Below are 15284 nucleotides of genomic sequence, written 5' to 3'. Positions count from 1 at the left end.
GTCAGTGAGCGACGGCGGGCGTGAGCGCCTTGAGCTGTGCCTTCTCGAAGTAGAGCTCGAAGAGTCGGCGGTGATCGCACCACGAGATGTCGTAGTCGACAGGCAGAATGGCCTCTGGCTTGTGTACCAGGCGCATCAGCTGATCGATGTTGTCGGCCAGCATCGTCTCGGCGAACCGAGGCGAAATACGAGAACTGACGCGCTCTTTGAATTCGTCCCAGCTCACCAGGTCGAGTCCGAGTAGCTCGGCGTAGAGGTCGTGCCCGTAGCCGGTGGGGTTGCTCGGCAGCAGCCGCGTCAGAGGATGACTGCGGAGCGCATTGCCGGCCATGACGTCGCACATCACGTCCACCGGAACGTAGTTCATTCCCGGGCCGTCCCAGATGGCACCGGCGGCGATGGCCAGTTCGATGATGCGCCAGAAGCTGTACACCCGTCCGGGATCACGGCCGAGTTCGGTACTACCGAGAATGTAGGGAGCCTCGCACAGGGTGACGGAGTAGGTGTCCGACATCGAGAGCCATCCGAGAAGCGTTGCGTTGACCCACTTCATCTGCGCGTAGCCGGAGTACCACCACGAATCCGGGCGGCGGAAATCCTCGGGCTTCTGATAGAGGTGAGCGCCGATGCTGCCCACGTAGGTCAGGTGTTTGCGGGTGGAGGTGATGCTGAATTCGAGGATGCGCAGCACGCTGACGAACCAGTCGTCGCGCAGATCGGCATAACTCTCGGTGTAGTCGGTCGAGCTGGCGCAATTGAAGATCTGTCCCACTCCCGCTGCCAGATCGAAGTAGACGGACTTGTCGAGACCGAAACGGAATGCCGTCGGGGTGCCTTCGACAATGCGAATCTTGTCGGTATCCACCGCGATCTCGTACTGGTCGAACGTCCGCTGAAGACGCTCGAGAGCAGACTCCTCCTCGGTGGGGCGCACCATTGCGTACACGATCTCCACCGCCGCATCACGCGTCAGTCGACCGATCAGGTGGGCACCGAGAAAACCGTTGGCACCGAACACCAGCGCGGTCTCGGTCACCGGGGGTGCCATCGCCGCTACCCGGCGGCGGGTTTCCTCGTCGATGTGGGGCCGCAGCGCAGTGGGATCGCCGTTGCTCAGGGCAACGACGTCCGCGTACTTGCCGCCGAAGCGAAGCCCCGGGCATTCATTGGTGATCAGTGCATCCGCGTGCGGCCAGACCGGACGCAACGAACCATCTCCGAACAGTGCTTCTACGTGCATTCGTGCTCCCCTGCAACGATCGGTGTCCCATGTCACTTCGGACCGCCAGAACGTAGCAATCCCGCGGGCTCGAGACTCGCTGACCGGAAAAGTCTGGTAGCCCCCATAGCGCCACTCAACTTTTGTTGAGAGGGTTCCCAACAAAACACAGGACGACGCTCGTTTTGTTGGAGCTGATGACGACCGATCGGTGTTCCTCAGGACAAATGGGGTCGTTCGAGGGTCTAATCGACTTTCATGACTGCCGTGGTGCCCCACCCCCTCCTGCAACCCGTACGCGATCCCAGCGGCGGCGAGGCAGCAGCGGCGTGGGCGGAAATAGTGCGCGAGCAACCGCGCTTTCCGAAGGTCTCCATCTCGGCGAACGTTCGTATCCCGATGAGCGACGGGACGGCGCTGCGTGCGTACGTCATCCGCCCAGCGGACGCAGCGGGTCAGGCCGTCGAGGGGACGTTTCCCACCGTCCTGAACCTCACGCCCTACAACAAACTGCTGATCAAGGGAATCGACACGATCCTCGAGACGCCTGTTCTCGGCCGGACGATCAGATCCTTCTCGTCCGCATTCGACCTCACCGGAACGACATTCGACGGCATCACCGAAATCACTCGGGTGGTCGCGGGCGGGGCGGCGGACCTACTGTCGGTCAATCGTCATCTCGTACGCAGCGGGTACGTCCAGATGATCGTCGACGTCCGCGGCACCGGTAGTTCCTCGGGCACCTGGGACGTGCTGGGGACCAGGGAACAGCTCGACTCGCTCGAGGTGATCGACTGGGCCCGACGCCAGTACTGGTGCAACGGCAGGGTGGGGATGGCCGGGATCTCGTACTCCGCGATCAACGCACTGCAGGCCGCGGCCAAGCAACCCGCCGGGCTCGACGCGATCTTCGCGGTCGAGGGATCGGTGGACATCGTGCGAGAAATTTTTGCCACCGGAGGGGCCACCTCGGCGTTCATCCCGCTGTGGCTCGCCGCCGTCAACGGGTTGAAATGGGCACCGGCCATCGGCGGAGTCGATACGTTCACCTGGCTCCGCGATCGCGCTCGATCCCCCGCCACCAATCTGTTCGATCTGGCAAAAGGTTTTGTCACCGGCCGTGATCCGCGGATCTACGACGACGACTACTACGACACCATCGACGCCGTCATCGAGGACATCGCGGTACCGACCTTCCTGTACGGCTGCTGGCACGACATCTTCGGCGGATCCGCTCCAGACATCTACAACCGGCTCCCACTCGAACGTGGATCGAAGCAGTTGCTCGTCGGCGACGGCTACCACGGCAACCCCGGCATCGGGTTCGGCGAGCCAGGATTTCCACCGCGCCTCGACGTACTCGAGCGAGCCTGGTTCGACAAGTGGTTGCGCGACGTCGACAACGGAATAGAGGACTACGGCCCCGTCACGCTGCGGCAACAGGGCGGGAATTGGACTGCGCACGGCCGCTTTCCGGCACCGCAGGCGCAGCCTCGGAGGCTGTACCTGTCCGCTGCATCCTCGGGTACCGCAGCCCATGCCGTCGCCGACGGCAGCCTCACCACCGAACCCGCCACAGCCTGCGACGTCCTGACGGTACGGCCCTCGTTGCGAGCCGTCGTCTCGCGTGACACCACCCAGGTGCTCGCCGGCGTGACGGCCGTACTGGGTGGTGGATTCACCTACGACAACCGATTCGCCGAAGGTGCCGCCGTCACCTTCACCACCGGTCCGGCCGAGTCGGACGCCGTCCTCTCCGGTCCGATGAATCTGCATCTACGCGTGGTCTGCCACGCGCGGGAAGCGTTGTGGGCCATCATGATCTGCGACGTCGCTCAGGACGGGACTTCGACGGTGCTCAGCAACGGCGCACTTCTCGCCTCGCGCCGGGCCGTGGACGACGAGCGCTCGCTGTTCGCCCCGAACGGCGACTACACCCGGCCGTACCACCCACTCACCGAAGCGGCACTACTCCCTGTGCCCATCGGCAAACCCATACTTCTCGACATCGACATCCTCACCACCGAGGCCGTCATCGCGGCCGGACACCGACTGCGAGTCGACGTATTCGCCACCGACACACCACGGTTCATTCCGATCCTGCCGGATCTACTGCGTACGCGGCTGCGCAAACAGGACATCAGCATCGACCCGGAGAGTCCGAGCTACCTGGTGGTGCCGATACTCGGCGAGCCGGGCTGGTAGGAACGACATCATGAGAATCGAACAAGGTACTGCGCCGGCGAACTCAGTCGAGATCGCGTACGAGGACATGGGTTCGGTCGACGATCCCGCGGTCCTGCTGATCATGGGCCTGTCCGCGCAATTGACGTTGTGGCCCATGGATTTCTGTACCCGCCTCGTCGATGCAGGATACCGAGTGATCCGGATCGACAACCGCGACATCGGACTGTCCACGAAGATGACCGGCCAGAAGGTGCGGGGATCCCAGATCCTTCGAATGATCCGACACGAGCTGGGGATGTCCTCGGACGTCCCGTACACGATCGTCGACATGGCCGCAGATGCCGTCGGAGTACTCGATCACCTCGGGATCGATACCGTGCACGTCGTCGGTGCGTCGATGGGCGGGATGATCACTCAGGTCTTCGCCGGTAGCTACCCCGAACGAACCGAATCGGTGGGCATTCTCTTCTCGAGCACCAACGAGCCGTTCTTGCCTCCGCCGGACCCACGCGCCCTGCTCCCCCTGCTCGGTGGCGTCGGGAAGGACGCCACGAAAGAGGACATCATCGCGCATTCAGCGAAGACTCTGTCCACCATCGGCTCTCCCGGCTTCCGCACTCCACTCGAGGAGCAACTGGAAATCGCGCAGGTGATGTACGAGCGGAACTACAACCCGTCGGGCGTCGTGCGTCAGATGGCTGCGATCACCGGCACCGGCAGCTTGCGGCCGTACGCGAAGAAGATCACCGCACCGACCACCGTCATTCACGGCACCGCCGACAGACTGGTCCGACCGTCCTGCGGCAAGGCCATCGCCCGCGCCGTCCCCGGTGCCGAACTGACGCTGATCGACGGCATGGCACACGACCTACCCGCCGCGTTGCTCGACCGCATCAGCGGCATCATCCTGGCCAACTTCGCTCGCGCGAACGCGGCCTAGATCTTCGGCACGACCATACGACGAAGGCCGGCCTCCCACAGGGAGACCGGCCTTGGTTCGGAGCTGAAAGAATTACGCGTTCGCGTCGTCCTCTAGGAGGTTGCGCGTACGGTTCGGATCGACCTGGACGCCAGGTCCGGTGGTGGTCGAAACGGTGACCTTCTTGACGTAACGACCCTTGGCCGACGACGGCTTCGCACGCAGGATCTCGTCCAGCGCTGCGCCGTAGTTCTCCACCAGCTTGGTCTCGTCGAACGAGGCCTTGCCGATCACGAAGTGCAGGTTGGCCTGCTTGTCGACGCGGAAGTTGATCTTGCCGCCCTTGATGTCGTTGACAGCCTTGGTCACGTCGTTGGTGACCGTGCCCGTCTTCGGGTTCGGCATCAGGCCACGCGGTCCGAGGACACGGGCGATGCGGCCGACCTTGGCCATCTGATCGGGGGTGGCGATCGCGGCGTCGAAATCCAGGAATCCGCCCTGGATGCGCTCGATCAGATCTTCTGCACCGACGACGTCGGCTCCTGCTGCCTCGGCCTCTGCGGCCTTCTCACCAGCGGCGAAAACAATAACCCGAGCGGTCTTGCCGGTGCCGTGGGGAAGGTTGACGGTGCCGCGCACCATCTGATCCGCCTTGCGGGGATCGACGCCGAGTCGCACTGCAACCTCGACGGTGGGGTCGAACTTGCTCGACGCGGTCTCCTTGGCCAGCTTTGCGGCTTCGAGAGGCGAGTAGAGGTTGTCCTGGTCGATCTTTGCGGCCTGCTCGAGGTAGGCCTTGCTGCGCTTTGCCATGTCTTGCTGTCCTTCGTTCGAGTTCAGTGTGGTTGACGAGCCTGGCCGGCTCTCCCACGTGTGATGCTTGAGGGCTGAGAATCAGCCTTCGACGGTGATGCCCATCGAGCGAGCAGTGCCGGCGATGATCTTCGCGGCCTGATCGATGTCGTTGGCGTTGAGGTCTTCCTGCTTGGTCTTGGCGATCTCGCGCACCTGATCCATGGTCACCTTGGCGACCTTGGTCTTGTGCGGCTCGCCGGAGCCCTTTGCCACGCCTGCAGCCTTGAGCAGCAGCTTGGCAGCGGGAGGAGTCTTGAGCTTGAAGTCGAACGTGCGGTCTTCGTAGACCGAGATCTCGACCGGCACGACGTTGCCGCGCTGCGACTCGGTCGCGGCGTTGTACGCCTTGCAGAACTCCATGATGTTGACGCCGTGCTGGCCCAATGCGGGGCCGACGGGCGGTGCCGGGTTGGCGGCACCGGCCTGGATCTGAAGCTTGATGATCCCGGCCAGCTTCTTCTTCTTCGGGGGCATTTCTTTTTCCTTGTATTCGCTCGGGTTTCTTGCGGTTGCTACTGCAAGTCTGTGCGCGCGGCTTCTAGATCTTGGAGACCTGGGTGAAGCCGAGCTCGACCGGTGTTTCACGGCCGAAGATCGATACCAACACCTTGAGCTTCTGCTGCTCTGCGTTGACCTCGCTGATGCTGGCGGGGAGAGTCGCGAACGGGCCGTCCATGACGGTGACCGACTCGCCGACCTCGAAGTCGACCTCGATGGTCGGCTTCGACGTGGTGTCGCCGCTCTGGTCGCTTGCGCCTGCGGTCGCCTTCGCGTCCTTCTTGGCACCTTCCTGCGGCATGAGGAACTTGACGACCTCGTTGATGGTCAACGGTGACGGACGCGAGGTCGCGCCGACGAATCCGGTGACGCCGGGGGTGTTGCGTACCGCGCCCCAGGACTCGTCGTTGAGTTCCATGCGGACCAGGATGTAGCCGGGCAGAACCTTGCGGTTGACCTGCTTGCGCTGACCGTTCTTGATCTCGGTGACCTCTTCGGTGGGAACTTCCACCTGGAAGATGTAGTCGCCGACGTCGAGGTTCTGCACACGGGTCTCGAGGTTGGCCTTGACCTTGTTCTCGTATCCGGCGTAGCTGTGGATGACGTACCAGTCGCCGGGAGCACGGCGTAGAGCCGCCTTCATCTCGGCGACGGGATCCTCGGGCTCTGCCGTGACATCGGCGTCGGCTGCGGCATCGGCCTCGCCGTCTTCGGCGGGAACGTCGTCCCCGGCGGCAGCGGCCACATCGGCCTTGATTGCTTCGTCGGTCTCGCGGTCCTGAGCGGCCTGCTCCGCTTCGAGGCCCTGCTTGGTCGCCTCGACATCGGCGTCGAATGCGGCCACTTCGGTGGCGTCGTTGTGCGGCGTGCTCACGTCAGCACCCTTTCTCTAGTTTCCTGCTCGGTTCGATCGTCGAAAAGTCAGCCGTGTCGGTCAGCCGAACAGCCAGCCGACGCCCTTGAGGAACAACACGTCGAGACCGCTGATATACGCGACCATGAACGCCAGGAAGACGAGTACGACTGTGGTGTAGGTGACCATCTGCTTCTTGTTCGGCCAGATGACCTTGCGCAGCTCGGCGACGACCTCGCGGAAGAACTGCAGCAGACGCAAGAACACGTTCGGTCGCTTGTCGGCTTTGGCCTTGCCCGAACGTCCCTTGCCTGTCTTGGTCTTCGCCGGCGCAGCGGACGCGGCTTTCGTCATCGACACGCCCGCTGCACTGCCGCGGGACCTGCTCGACGATCGCTTACCGGTGGGCACCACTGCCTCTGCAGCGGATTCACCGGCGGTCGTGTCAGCATCGGAGAGACGGCCCTCGGAGCCAGGTACGACGTCGTCTGGGGCCGAAGAGTCCTCGAACTCCCCCGATCGACCGTCGCGCTTACCGCGCTCCTCGCTCACGTCGTTCCTCTCAGTTGCTGACACCTTGGGCAGGGGCGACAGGACTTGAACCTGCAACCTACGGTTTTGGAGACCGTTGCTCTACCAATTGAGCTACGCCCCTTCGGCCGAAACTTCTCGGCCGCTCTGGTGTCCATCCGGCTCGTACACGCGGCCCACGCACCCTCGGGAAGAGGACGCGGGCAGCGCAGAGCGCCGGATTACCCCAGAAATCTCAGTGTACTGCACACCCTTCGGAACAGATAAATCCCGTCGTCCCGGCGGTGAACGATCTCCGCCGAATCGACCATGCTCAGGCCAAGCGGACCGTAGCGGTCGCTCGCCCGAAAATCTTCTTGCCCGCGGACTTCGCGACGATGGCAACGGTCGCAGTTCGCGCCTCGGCGTCCATCGATTTGATCTTGCCGGTGAACTCGACCTGCGCTGCGGAATCTGCCGAGACGTAGACCGGGGTGGAGAAGCGCACGTTGTACTCGGTGACCGCACCCGGATCACCGAGCCATGATGTGACGAAGCCTGCGCCGAGGCCCATCGTGAGCATGCCGTGCGCGATCACGTTGTCCAGCCCGGCCATCTCGACTACTTCGTCGCTCCAGTGAATCGGGTTGGGATCGCCGGATACGCCTGCGTAGTTCACCAGGTCGCCGCGGGTCAGTGACACGACTCGCTCGGGCAACTCCTCGCCGACGGACACATCGTCGAAGTTACGAAGCGCCATGCCTGATCACTTCCTTGACCGCATGGGCGATGTTCTCGTCGATCTCCCCGCCTGTACGCGCCACGATGGTCGTCCAGGTGGTCTGAACGAGATCGCCGTTCTGATCGGTGATGATGTTCTTCGTGGTCATGATGTCGCTGCCACTCATCTGCCGGAACGACTCGAGATACACGTCGCAGAAAATTCGATCCCCGACCTGAATCGGGCGATGAAATTCCAGGCGCTGATCGGTCTGCAGAATTTGGCTGGGGTCATAACCCGTGATGACCTCTTGCAACATCCGGGTCTGCGACATGATGCCGAGCAGCGAAACGAAGGTCAAGGGCGCGAGGAGGCCGTCGTAACCGAGGCCCTTCGCTGCGTCCTCGTCGTGATGCGCGGGATGAGAATCCTGGACGGCACGCGCATATTCACGAATCTTCTCGCGGCCGACCTCGTAGAAGTCGTCGACGCGGAAATGAGAACCGACCATGGACGCCGCGTGTGCGGACGCATCCATGGTCGGGACGTCATGTGGAGCTTGTGACACGGTGGAGACCTTTTCTACCCTGGACGCAAGAGCCGTTAGGGGAAGAAAATGCGACCTAACGCCGGGCGCCGATTAGAGATCGGAACTGCGAACCAGCGAGCCGTGCAATCTAGCGAGATTCGCGGTGAGCCCGGTGCGTTCCGCAGTTGGAGCAGAACTTCTTCAGCTCGATACGGTCGGGATCGTTCCGACGGTTCTTCTTGGTGATGTAGTTGCGGTGCTTGCAAACCTCGCAGGCCAAGGTGATCTTGGGCCGCACATCGGTGGAGGAGGCCACTGGACGCCTACTTTCGGGTAAATCTGATCTGGGTCAATCAGGACTGTTCGTGGGTGCTGCTGGTCGTGCTTGCCTACTGTGTAGCGGTGACCGGACTTGAACCGGCGACGCAACGATTATGAGTCGTTTGCTCTACCAACTGAGCTACACCGCCTCAGGTGCTCATCGTCTACCATCCCACGTGAGGAACGCGACGTCGAGCAATCCAATCCAGCGAGCCCCCTAACGGAATCGAACCGTTGACCTTTTCCTTACCATGGAAACGCTCTACCGACTGAGCTAAGGGGGCGGGATCAGTTCACGACATTGCCGTGCGCTGAAGCCTTCAAGAGGTTACACATTCGGAGCGCCCAGTACCAAATTACGTGGTCAGCGACCCATGCAAGTCCTCTTCACATGGAAACCCCAGCGAGAGAAAGACTCGCCGGGGTTCCAGGTGTGGCAGATGTAGGATTCGAACCTACGTAGGCATAAGCCGACGGATTTACAGTCCGCTCCCATTGGCCGCTCGGGCAATCTGCCGTGCTGCGATCGAAGCTCGTACTGCTCTTCGGCGCGGTGAGAAGAATACAACGAACGTCCCCCCGGAACGCAAACCGGGTGGATACGGTCGGTAGCGGGCCGATAAAGTCCCTGCAGGATGTGGGCCGACACCATCGCCACATCAAATATTTCGATTCGACTGGAGAGTGTGAGAAGTGGCTGATTCGTCCTTCGACGTAGTGAGCAAAGTCGACCGCCAGGAAGTGGACAACGCTCTGGGACAGGCCGCGAAGGAGCTGGCGACCCGCTTCGACTTTCGCGGATCCGACACCAGCATCGAATGGTCCGGTAGCGGAGAGGCCGAGACCATCGTCATCACGTCCGAATCCGAGGAGAAGGTCAAAGCCGCCCTGGACGTGTTCAAGGAGAAGCTGATTCGACGCGACGTCTCGCTCAAGGCCTTCGAGACCAACGATCCTGCCGCGTCGGGCAAGGTCTACAAGGTCACCGGAAAGCTCGTACAGGGCATCAGTACCGAGAACGCCAAGAAGATCTCGAAGAAGATCCGCGACGACGGCCCCAAGGGCGTCAAGGCGCAGATTCAGGGCGACGAGCTGCGCGTCAGCAGCAAGAAGCGCGACGACCTCCAGGCCATCCAGCAGTTGCTCAAGAACGAGGACTTCGGTATCGCACTGCAGTTCGTCAACTACCGATAGAGCGACTTCTCACCTGGGTCGTTCCGCAGGCTCCACTCCTGCGCCGCTCAATACGGCCGGTGGCCGGCCATCCGTTCGAGGCGCTCGATGCGGTCGGCCATCGGTGGGTGGGTGGCGAAGAGCGCGCCCGCCTTGTCGCCGATCCGGAACGGGTTGGCGATCATCAGATGTGACTCCGCCGCCAGCCGCGGCTCCGGCGGCAGCGGTGCCAGCTGCACTCCCTGCTCGAGCTTCCGGAGCGCCGACGCCAGCGCCAGCGGATCACCGGTCAACTCGGCACCGGACTGGTCGGCCTGATACTCACGCGAGCGAGAGACCGCGAGGCGAACCAGGCTGGCCGCAATGGGCCCCAGCATCGACACCAGCAGCAGCGCGACCGGATTCGCTCCCCCGTTGCCGCGTCCACCGAAGACGTTGGCGAAGAAGGCCAGGTTCGCCAGACCCGAGATGACCGAAGCCATTGCACCGGCAACCGACGAGATCAGAATGTCGCGGTTGTAGACGTGCGACAGCTCGTGGCCGAGCACCGCGCGCAGTTCCCGCTCGTCGAGGATCCGCAGAATGCCCTCGGTGCAGCACACGGCCGCGTTGCGCGGGTTTCGCCCGGTGGCGAAGGCGTTGGGGTTGTTGGTCGGGCTCACATACAGCGCAGGCATCGGCTGATGAGCGGCCGTCGCCAACTCGCGCACGATGCGATACATCGCCGGCTGTTCGAGCTCGGTCACCGGCACCGCGTGCATCGACCGCAAGGCCATCTTCGCGCTGTTGAAATATGCGTAGCCGTTGACGCCGACCGCCAGGACTATCGAGCCGACCAGGATGGTCGCGTTACCGAACAGCGAGCCGATGAAGACGATGAGTGCAGACATTCCGACCAGCAGGCCGAAAGTCTTCGCGCCGTTCGCGTAACCGTTCATCTCCGAAGTGCCTCCTCGTACCGGGTAATTACTACCCGATTCAACGACAACACCCCGAACTGCGGTTCCCGGCCTACCCGACGCGTTCCACGGTGTAGTTCACCAACCGGCCGAGTGCATCGTTGGCCGGTCCCTGCGGCAGCTGCGCAAGTTCTGCATGGGCCCGAGCTGCGTATTCGCCCAGCGTCTTCTTGGCCGAGACCATTCCCGGCGAGCGCTGCAACAGCTCGAGGGCCTCGGTGACCAGGGCGTCCTCGGTGACCGGGCCGGCCAGGATCTCGCGCAGGCGGTCGCCGTCGGCACCCTCCTCGCGCAGCGCGAAGAGCACCGGGAGAGTGTGTACTCCTTCGCGCAGGTCGGTACCCGGAGTTTTACCCGACTGCTCGGTGGCCGAGGAGATGTCGATGATGTCGTCGGAGATCTGGAACGCGGTGCCGACGGCGTCACCGAGGCGCTCGAGGCGTCCCACGTGCTCGGCATCGCCGCCACTGAACGTGCCGCCGAAGCGCCCACAGGAGGCGATGAGCGACCCGGTCTTCTCCCACACGACCTTCAGGTAGTGCGCGACGGGATCCTCGGCACCCTTGGCTCCGATCGTCTCGCGCATCTGTCCGGTGACCAACTCGGCGAAGGTCTCGGCGATGATGCGGACGGCGTCGGGTCCGAGGGTGGACACCAGACGCGACGCGTGAGCGAAGAGGTAGTCGCCCGCGAGAATCGCCACACTGTTGCCCCAGCGTGAGTTCGCGCTCTCCGCACCGCGGCGCATCGACGCCTCGTCCATGACGTCATCGTGATAGAGCGTCGCGAGATGAACCAGTTCGACGACCGTGGCGGCGGTGACGATCGCCGGGTCGGTCGGTGACGGTCCGAGCTGGCCGGTGAGCACCGTGAACAGGGGGCGGAATCGCTTTCCGCCGGCCTTGGCCAGGTGCAGCGCGGCCTCGGTCAGGAACTCTTCTCCATCGGAGAGTTCGCTGATCATCAGCTCCTCGACGCGTGCGAGGCCGTCGGCGACGGATCGCGCGAGCTCCGGGTCACCCAGGTCGACTCCGGCAACGACCGTTGCTACGGCAGCGTCGTCTGTACTCACGATGTTGGTCCCTGTCCTGTCGTCGACATGCCGGCAGTGGCTTCAGCGCCGCTGCTCGCCTCTACCGTAGTGAACCTAGTGTGCACACCGACGGGACGGTGGCACCGACCACAGGTGACGCTTCACTCACCCAGGTTGCCGGAAATGACTTCCAGGGTCGCGGCCATCGCCGCCGACGCCCTGTCCCCCAACGCGTCGGTCAGCGCCGCCATCAGTCCCTCGAGCAGGATCACGTGCGGAATCCGGCTGGTGACGGCGAGTTCCCGTTGGAAACTGAGATCCCGCATGCCCACCACCAGAGCTATGTCCGACGCGGCCACGAGAGTCGAGCGAGCGAACGACGTCACCGACACCACGGTGGCTCCCCGCTCCCGCGCGGCCTGAGCGGCCTTGGTCGATGCACTCGTCGCGCCTGACCCGCTGATGATCAGGGCGACGTCACGGTCGGTCAGAAGACGTACGGCAACCTGCTGGGCGATGGAGTCGGTCGGAGCGTACGAGCGGAGACCCAACGAACGCATCCGGGCATCGGTATCGGCAGCAAGCGCGGCCGAGAGCCCGTTGCCGATGACCACGATGGACTCGGCACCGGCGAGGGTGGACACGGCGCGCGTGACGTCCTCGGTGGTGAGCAGAGCCGTCATCGCTGCGATGGACTCACCGACGTGGGCGAACGTCTCCGTCACGATGGCGAAGGGGCCGTCTGCCGAACGCTCCTGGGTGGGTAGCGCGCGCGCCGCATCGCGCGCAAGCAGCACCCGTAACTGCTGATACCCGCCGAAGCCGAGACTCTGGCAGGTACGCACCACCGAGGCCCGCGATGCGCCTGCCGCGTCGGCGACCTGCTGCGAGGACATCTCGACGATATCGGCGGGACGTTCGAGAAAGACTTCGGCGACAGCCCGCTCGGCCGGCAGCAACGACGGAATGATCGACCTGATGTGCGGGACGACTCCACCCGGCGCGAGATCCATGCTCATATCTTGCTCATACTTTTCCCTGCCGGCCCGATCTGGTCACTCCGCGGGCTGCGCTCCTGCCCCGTCTGGTCGCTCCGCGGGCTGCGCTCCTGCCCCAGTGTCCGTCGATGATGCGGCGACGCACCCGCCCGGAGATCTGATCGATGATCACGGTGATGACCACGACGACGATCAGCAGCATGCCCACAGCACCCCACTGCCGGTACTGCACGTTGTCGACGAGCATGCTGCCGATACCGCCTGCACCGATCAAACCCAGGATTGCCGACGCGCGAACATTGATCTCGAAGCGATAGAGCCAGAACGCGAACACCTCGGGGGCGACGTCGGTCCACAGTCCCCACCGCACGATCTGCGCCGTCGAACCACCCGCAGCCCGGGCTGCATCGATCGGCCCCTTCTCGGCACCTTCGATGGCCTCGTATCCCCATTTGCCGAGGGTGCCCACCGAGCCGATGGCAATCGCGAGCGCTCCGGTGAACGCGGTCAGCCCGGTGACCGACAGGATGAGAATCGCTATGACGACCTCGGGCACCGCCCTGATGACGGCGAACACCACGCGCAGCGGCCATCGCAGCCAGAGCGGCCCGATGTTCGCGGCCGCGAGGAAGCTCAGCGGAAACGACACGACGATGCCGAGCACCGTTCCGAACCACGCCATCTGCACCGATTCGATGGTGGCCGAGACGGCCTTGCCCAGCGCGGAGACGTCCGGCGGCACGAACATCAGTCCTGCGTAACGCACCAGGTTCTGCGGTAGGTCCAGGAGCCTGTCCCAGCGAATCTCGATGCCGTACAACGACAGTGCGAACAGTGCGACGATGCCCGCCCACACGACCGTGCGCAGGGTGCTCCGCGGCTTCCGCGGCCGAGCCGGTGTGACGCGGGCGGTGCGGTCGATGACGCTCATCCGACCAACTTTCGGCGGGCCCAGGACGAGATCAGTTCCAGCGCCAGGACGATGACGAGAATCTCGAGGATGATGAGGCTGAGTTGGTGATACTTGTAGAAGGTGCGGACGTTGTCGATGAGCATGCCGAGACCACCTGCGCCGACGAGTCCGATGACCGCCGAGGCGCGGACGTTCAGCTCCAAAGTGTAGAGACTCTGCGAGACGAACGCCGGAAAGATTTGCGGTGCAACAGCACTGCGATCGGCCGCGATCCAGGTGCCTCCGGCAGCGAGCGCCGCTTCCTGCGGACCGCGATCGACGGAGTCGAGTGCCTCGGAGACGAGCTTGACGATGATGCCGACGTTGAACACGATCAGCGCCAGAATTCCCGACAACGCTCCGGTACCGACCACCGCGACCAACACCGCCGCGTACAGCAGATCCGGCACGGCGCGTACGACATTCATGATTCCGCGCACGACCGTCAGCAACGGTCGATTCGGGTTGGTGACATGTGAGGCCGCAAAACTGAGTGGAAAGGAGATCGCGGCTCCGATCGCCGTCGCGATGACGGCCATCTGCAGCGTCTCGAGGATCGCGTCGACGGTCTCGGGGAAGAACCAGTAGTCGGGCTGAATCAATTGGATCAGCTTGCCGGTGGCGTTGCCCCAGTTGTCGATGATGTCGCCCACGTCAGCACCGACACCGATCCCGGCCCAGACTGTGATGACGGTGATGATGGCAAGGACAACAACGGTTTTCCATGCGTTCCGCGGTTTGCGCGGCCGTTCCACTACCTGACTGGTCACAGCTCGGCCTTGGCCTCTAGCACGTCCTCGGCGGTCAGCGAGCGGCCGTAGATACTCTCGAACACAGATTCGTCGGCGTCGCGGCCATGGCCGTCGAACACGACTTTGCCGTCGCGCAGTCCGATCAACCGGTCGCCGTAGCGCCTGGCCAGATCGAGGAAGTGCAGGTTGACGACGACGGTGATGCCGAGATCTGCGTTGATGCGTTGCAGATCCCGCATGACGACGTGCGAGGTCGGCGGATCGAGCGAGGCCACCGGTTCGTCCGCGAGGATCACCCGCGGCCCTTGCGCCAATGCTCGCGCGATGGCGACCCGTTGCTGCTGACCGCCGGAGAGCGACGACGCCTTCTCGTAGGCCTTTCCGACGATCTCGACGCGTTCGAGCGCCTGCATTCCCAACTCGGTGTCCTCGGCCGACCACGCACCGAGCAGCGTTCGCCACATTGACGAGCTGTGCAGCCGGCCCATCATCACGTTGTTCAACACGCTGGTGCGCTTGGCGAGATTGAAGCCCTGGAAGATCATCCCGATGTCGCCGCGCAGATCCCGTAAACCCCTGCTGCTCAGCGTGTTCACGGCTCGATCACCGACGGTCACGGTGCCGGAAGTGACCGGAACGAGGCCGTTGATGGTGCGAATCAGCGTGGACTTTCCTGCGCCCGACAATCCGACGACGGCAACCATCTGGCCCGCCGGAATCTCCAGCGTCACGCCGTCGAGCGCGGTATGGCCGCCCGCATAGGTGACCGAGACATTGTCGAATGCGATGCTGTCGCCGCTCATCC

The 15284-nt window shown here is 63.5% G+C and carries 17 protein-coding genes and 4 tRNA genes; 3 read left to right on the top strand and 18 right to left on the bottom strand.

Annotated features, from left to right (window positions below; translation table 11 throughout):
- Window position 1: 1 nt before the first annotated feature.
- Entirely contained in the window at window positions 2-1240 is a 1239-nt protein-coding gene (locus tag O4220_RS18860; RefSeq protein WP_269607020.1) for an SDR family oxidoreductase, read from the bottom strand.
- 237 nt (window positions 1241-1477) lie between these two features.
- Between O4220_RS18860 and O4220_RS18855 the strand changes: the two genes are divergently transcribed.
- Together O4220_RS18855 and O4220_RS18850 are read left to right on the top strand one after the other, a co-directional pair.
- Complete coding sequence (locus O4220_RS18855; RefSeq protein ID WP_269607019.1) at window positions 1478-3424, top strand: CocE/NonD family hydrolase; 1947 nt, start codon at window positions 1478-1480, stop codon at window positions 3422-3424.
- Window positions 3425-3434: 10 nt separating this feature from the next.
- Complete coding sequence (locus O4220_RS18850; protein WP_269607018.1) at window positions 3435-4346, top strand: alpha/beta fold hydrolase; 912 nt, start codon at window positions 3435-3437, stop codon at window positions 4344-4346.
- Between the two features lie 72 nt (window positions 4347-4418).
- Here the strand turns inward: O4220_RS18850 and rplA are convergent, their stop codons facing one another.
- From rplA to O4220_RS18795, 11 genes are all read right to left on the bottom strand, one after another.
- Window positions 4419-5138 (bottom strand): 50S ribosomal protein L1, encoded by a 720-nt coding sequence (rplA, locus tag O4220_RS18845; protein ID WP_027498276.1) that lies wholly within the window; start codon window positions 5136-5138, stop codon window positions 4419-4421.
- 81 nt (window positions 5139-5219) lie between these two features.
- Complete coding sequence (gene rplK / locus O4220_RS18840; protein WP_008713829.1) at window positions 5220-5654, bottom strand: 50S ribosomal protein L11; 435 nt, start codon at window positions 5652-5654, stop codon at window positions 5220-5222.
- Window positions 5655-5718: 64 nt separating this feature from the next.
- Window positions 5719-6552 (bottom strand): transcription termination/antitermination protein NusG, encoded by an 834-nt coding sequence (nusG, locus tag O4220_RS18835; protein WP_269607017.1) that lies wholly within the window; start codon window positions 6550-6552, stop codon window positions 5719-5721.
- A gap of 60 nt (window positions 6553-6612) precedes the next feature.
- Window positions 6613-7083, bottom strand: a complete 471-nt coding sequence (gene secE, locus O4220_RS18830) for a preprotein translocase subunit SecE (protein WP_269607016.1) — start codon at window positions 7081-7083, stop codon at window positions 6613-6615.
- A gap of 30 nt (window positions 7084-7113) precedes the next feature.
- A tRNA-Trp gene (locus O4220_RS18825) sits at window positions 7114-7186 on the bottom strand.
- A 189-nt stretch (window positions 7187-7375) separates the two neighbouring features.
- Window positions 7376-7801, bottom strand: coding sequence for a (3R)-hydroxyacyl-ACP dehydratase subunit HadB (gene hadB, locus O4220_RS18820; protein WP_269607015.1), 426 nt, complete (start codon window positions 7799-7801; stop codon window positions 7376-7378).
- Complete coding sequence (hadA, locus tag O4220_RS18815) at window positions 7788-8300, bottom strand: (3R)-hydroxyacyl-ACP dehydratase subunit HadA (RefSeq protein ID WP_269607264.1); 513 nt, start codon at window positions 8298-8300, stop codon at window positions 7788-7790. The genes hadB and hadA overlap by 14 nt, the downstream gene beginning before the upstream one ends.
- Window positions 8301-8439: 139 nt before the next feature.
- The gene (gene rpmG / locus O4220_RS18810; protein ID WP_027498281.1) at window positions 8440-8607 is read right to left on the bottom strand and encodes a 50S ribosomal protein L33; all 168 of its coding nucleotides are present in this window, start codon (window positions 8605-8607) and stop codon (window positions 8440-8442) included.
- A gap of 81 nt (window positions 8608-8688) precedes the next feature.
- Window positions 8689-8761, bottom strand: a tRNA-Met gene (locus O4220_RS18805).
- A 62-nt stretch (window positions 8762-8823) separates the two neighbouring features.
- Window positions 8824-8896, bottom strand: a tRNA-Thr gene (locus O4220_RS18800).
- Window positions 8897-9046: 150 nt separating this feature from the next.
- A tRNA-Tyr gene (locus O4220_RS18795) sits at window positions 9047-9129 on the bottom strand.
- Window positions 9130-9305: 176 nt separating this feature from the next.
- Between O4220_RS18795 and O4220_RS18790 the strand changes: the two genes are divergently transcribed.
- Window positions 9306-9806: a YajQ family cyclic di-GMP-binding protein gene (locus O4220_RS18790; RefSeq protein ID WP_135041210.1), complete on the top strand. Its 501-nt coding sequence runs from the start codon at window positions 9306-9308 to the stop codon at window positions 9804-9806.
- A gap of 47 nt (window positions 9807-9853) precedes the next feature.
- Here O4220_RS18790 and htpX read toward each other — a convergent pair whose 3' ends face one another.
- From htpX to phnC, 6 genes are all read right to left on the bottom strand, one after another.
- Window positions 9854-10723 (bottom strand): zinc metalloprotease HtpX, encoded by an 870-nt coding sequence (gene htpX / locus O4220_RS18785; protein WP_269607014.1) that lies wholly within the window; start codon window positions 10721-10723, stop codon window positions 9854-9856.
- A gap of 73 nt (window positions 10724-10796) precedes the next feature.
- A complete protein-coding gene (locus O4220_RS18780; protein ID WP_269607013.1) occupies window positions 10797-11816 on the bottom strand; it encodes a polyprenyl synthetase family protein in 1020 nt (339 codons plus the stop codon).
- A 122-nt stretch (window positions 11817-11938) separates the two neighbouring features.
- Window positions 11939-12796 (bottom strand): MurR/RpiR family transcriptional regulator, encoded by an 858-nt coding sequence (locus tag O4220_RS18775; RefSeq protein WP_269607012.1) that lies wholly within the window; start codon window positions 12794-12796, stop codon window positions 11939-11941.
- Window positions 12797-12803: 7 nt separating this feature from the next.
- A complete protein-coding gene (gene phnE, locus O4220_RS18770) occupies window positions 12804-13706 on the bottom strand; it encodes a phosphonate ABC transporter, permease protein PhnE (RefSeq protein ID WP_269607011.1) in 903 nt (300 codons plus the stop codon).
- Entirely contained in the window at window positions 13703-14497 is a 795-nt protein-coding gene (phnE, locus tag O4220_RS18765; RefSeq protein ID WP_269607010.1) for a phosphonate ABC transporter, permease protein PhnE, read from the bottom strand. Before phnE (O4220_RS18765) ends, phnE (O4220_RS18770) begins: the two co-directional genes overlap by 4 nt.
- The gene (phnC, locus tag O4220_RS18760; RefSeq protein WP_269607009.1) at window positions 14494-15282 is read right to left on the bottom strand and encodes a phosphonate ABC transporter ATP-binding protein; all 789 of its coding nucleotides are present in this window, start codon (window positions 15280-15282) and stop codon (window positions 14494-14496) included. The genes phnE (O4220_RS18765) and phnC overlap by 4 nt, the downstream gene beginning before the upstream one ends.
- Between the last annotated feature and the right edge of the window lie 2 nt (window positions 15283-15284).

The sequence above is a fragment of the Rhodococcus ruber genome, from assembly GCF_027270735.1.
In the GTDB taxonomy this organism is placed as follows: Bacteria; Actinomycetota; Actinomycetes; order Mycobacteriales; family Mycobacteriaceae; genus Rhodococcoides; species Rhodococcoides rubrum_A.
The sequence above is the reverse complement of the archived record's forward strand: the minus strand, read 5'-3'. Positions and strand labels throughout refer to the sequence as shown.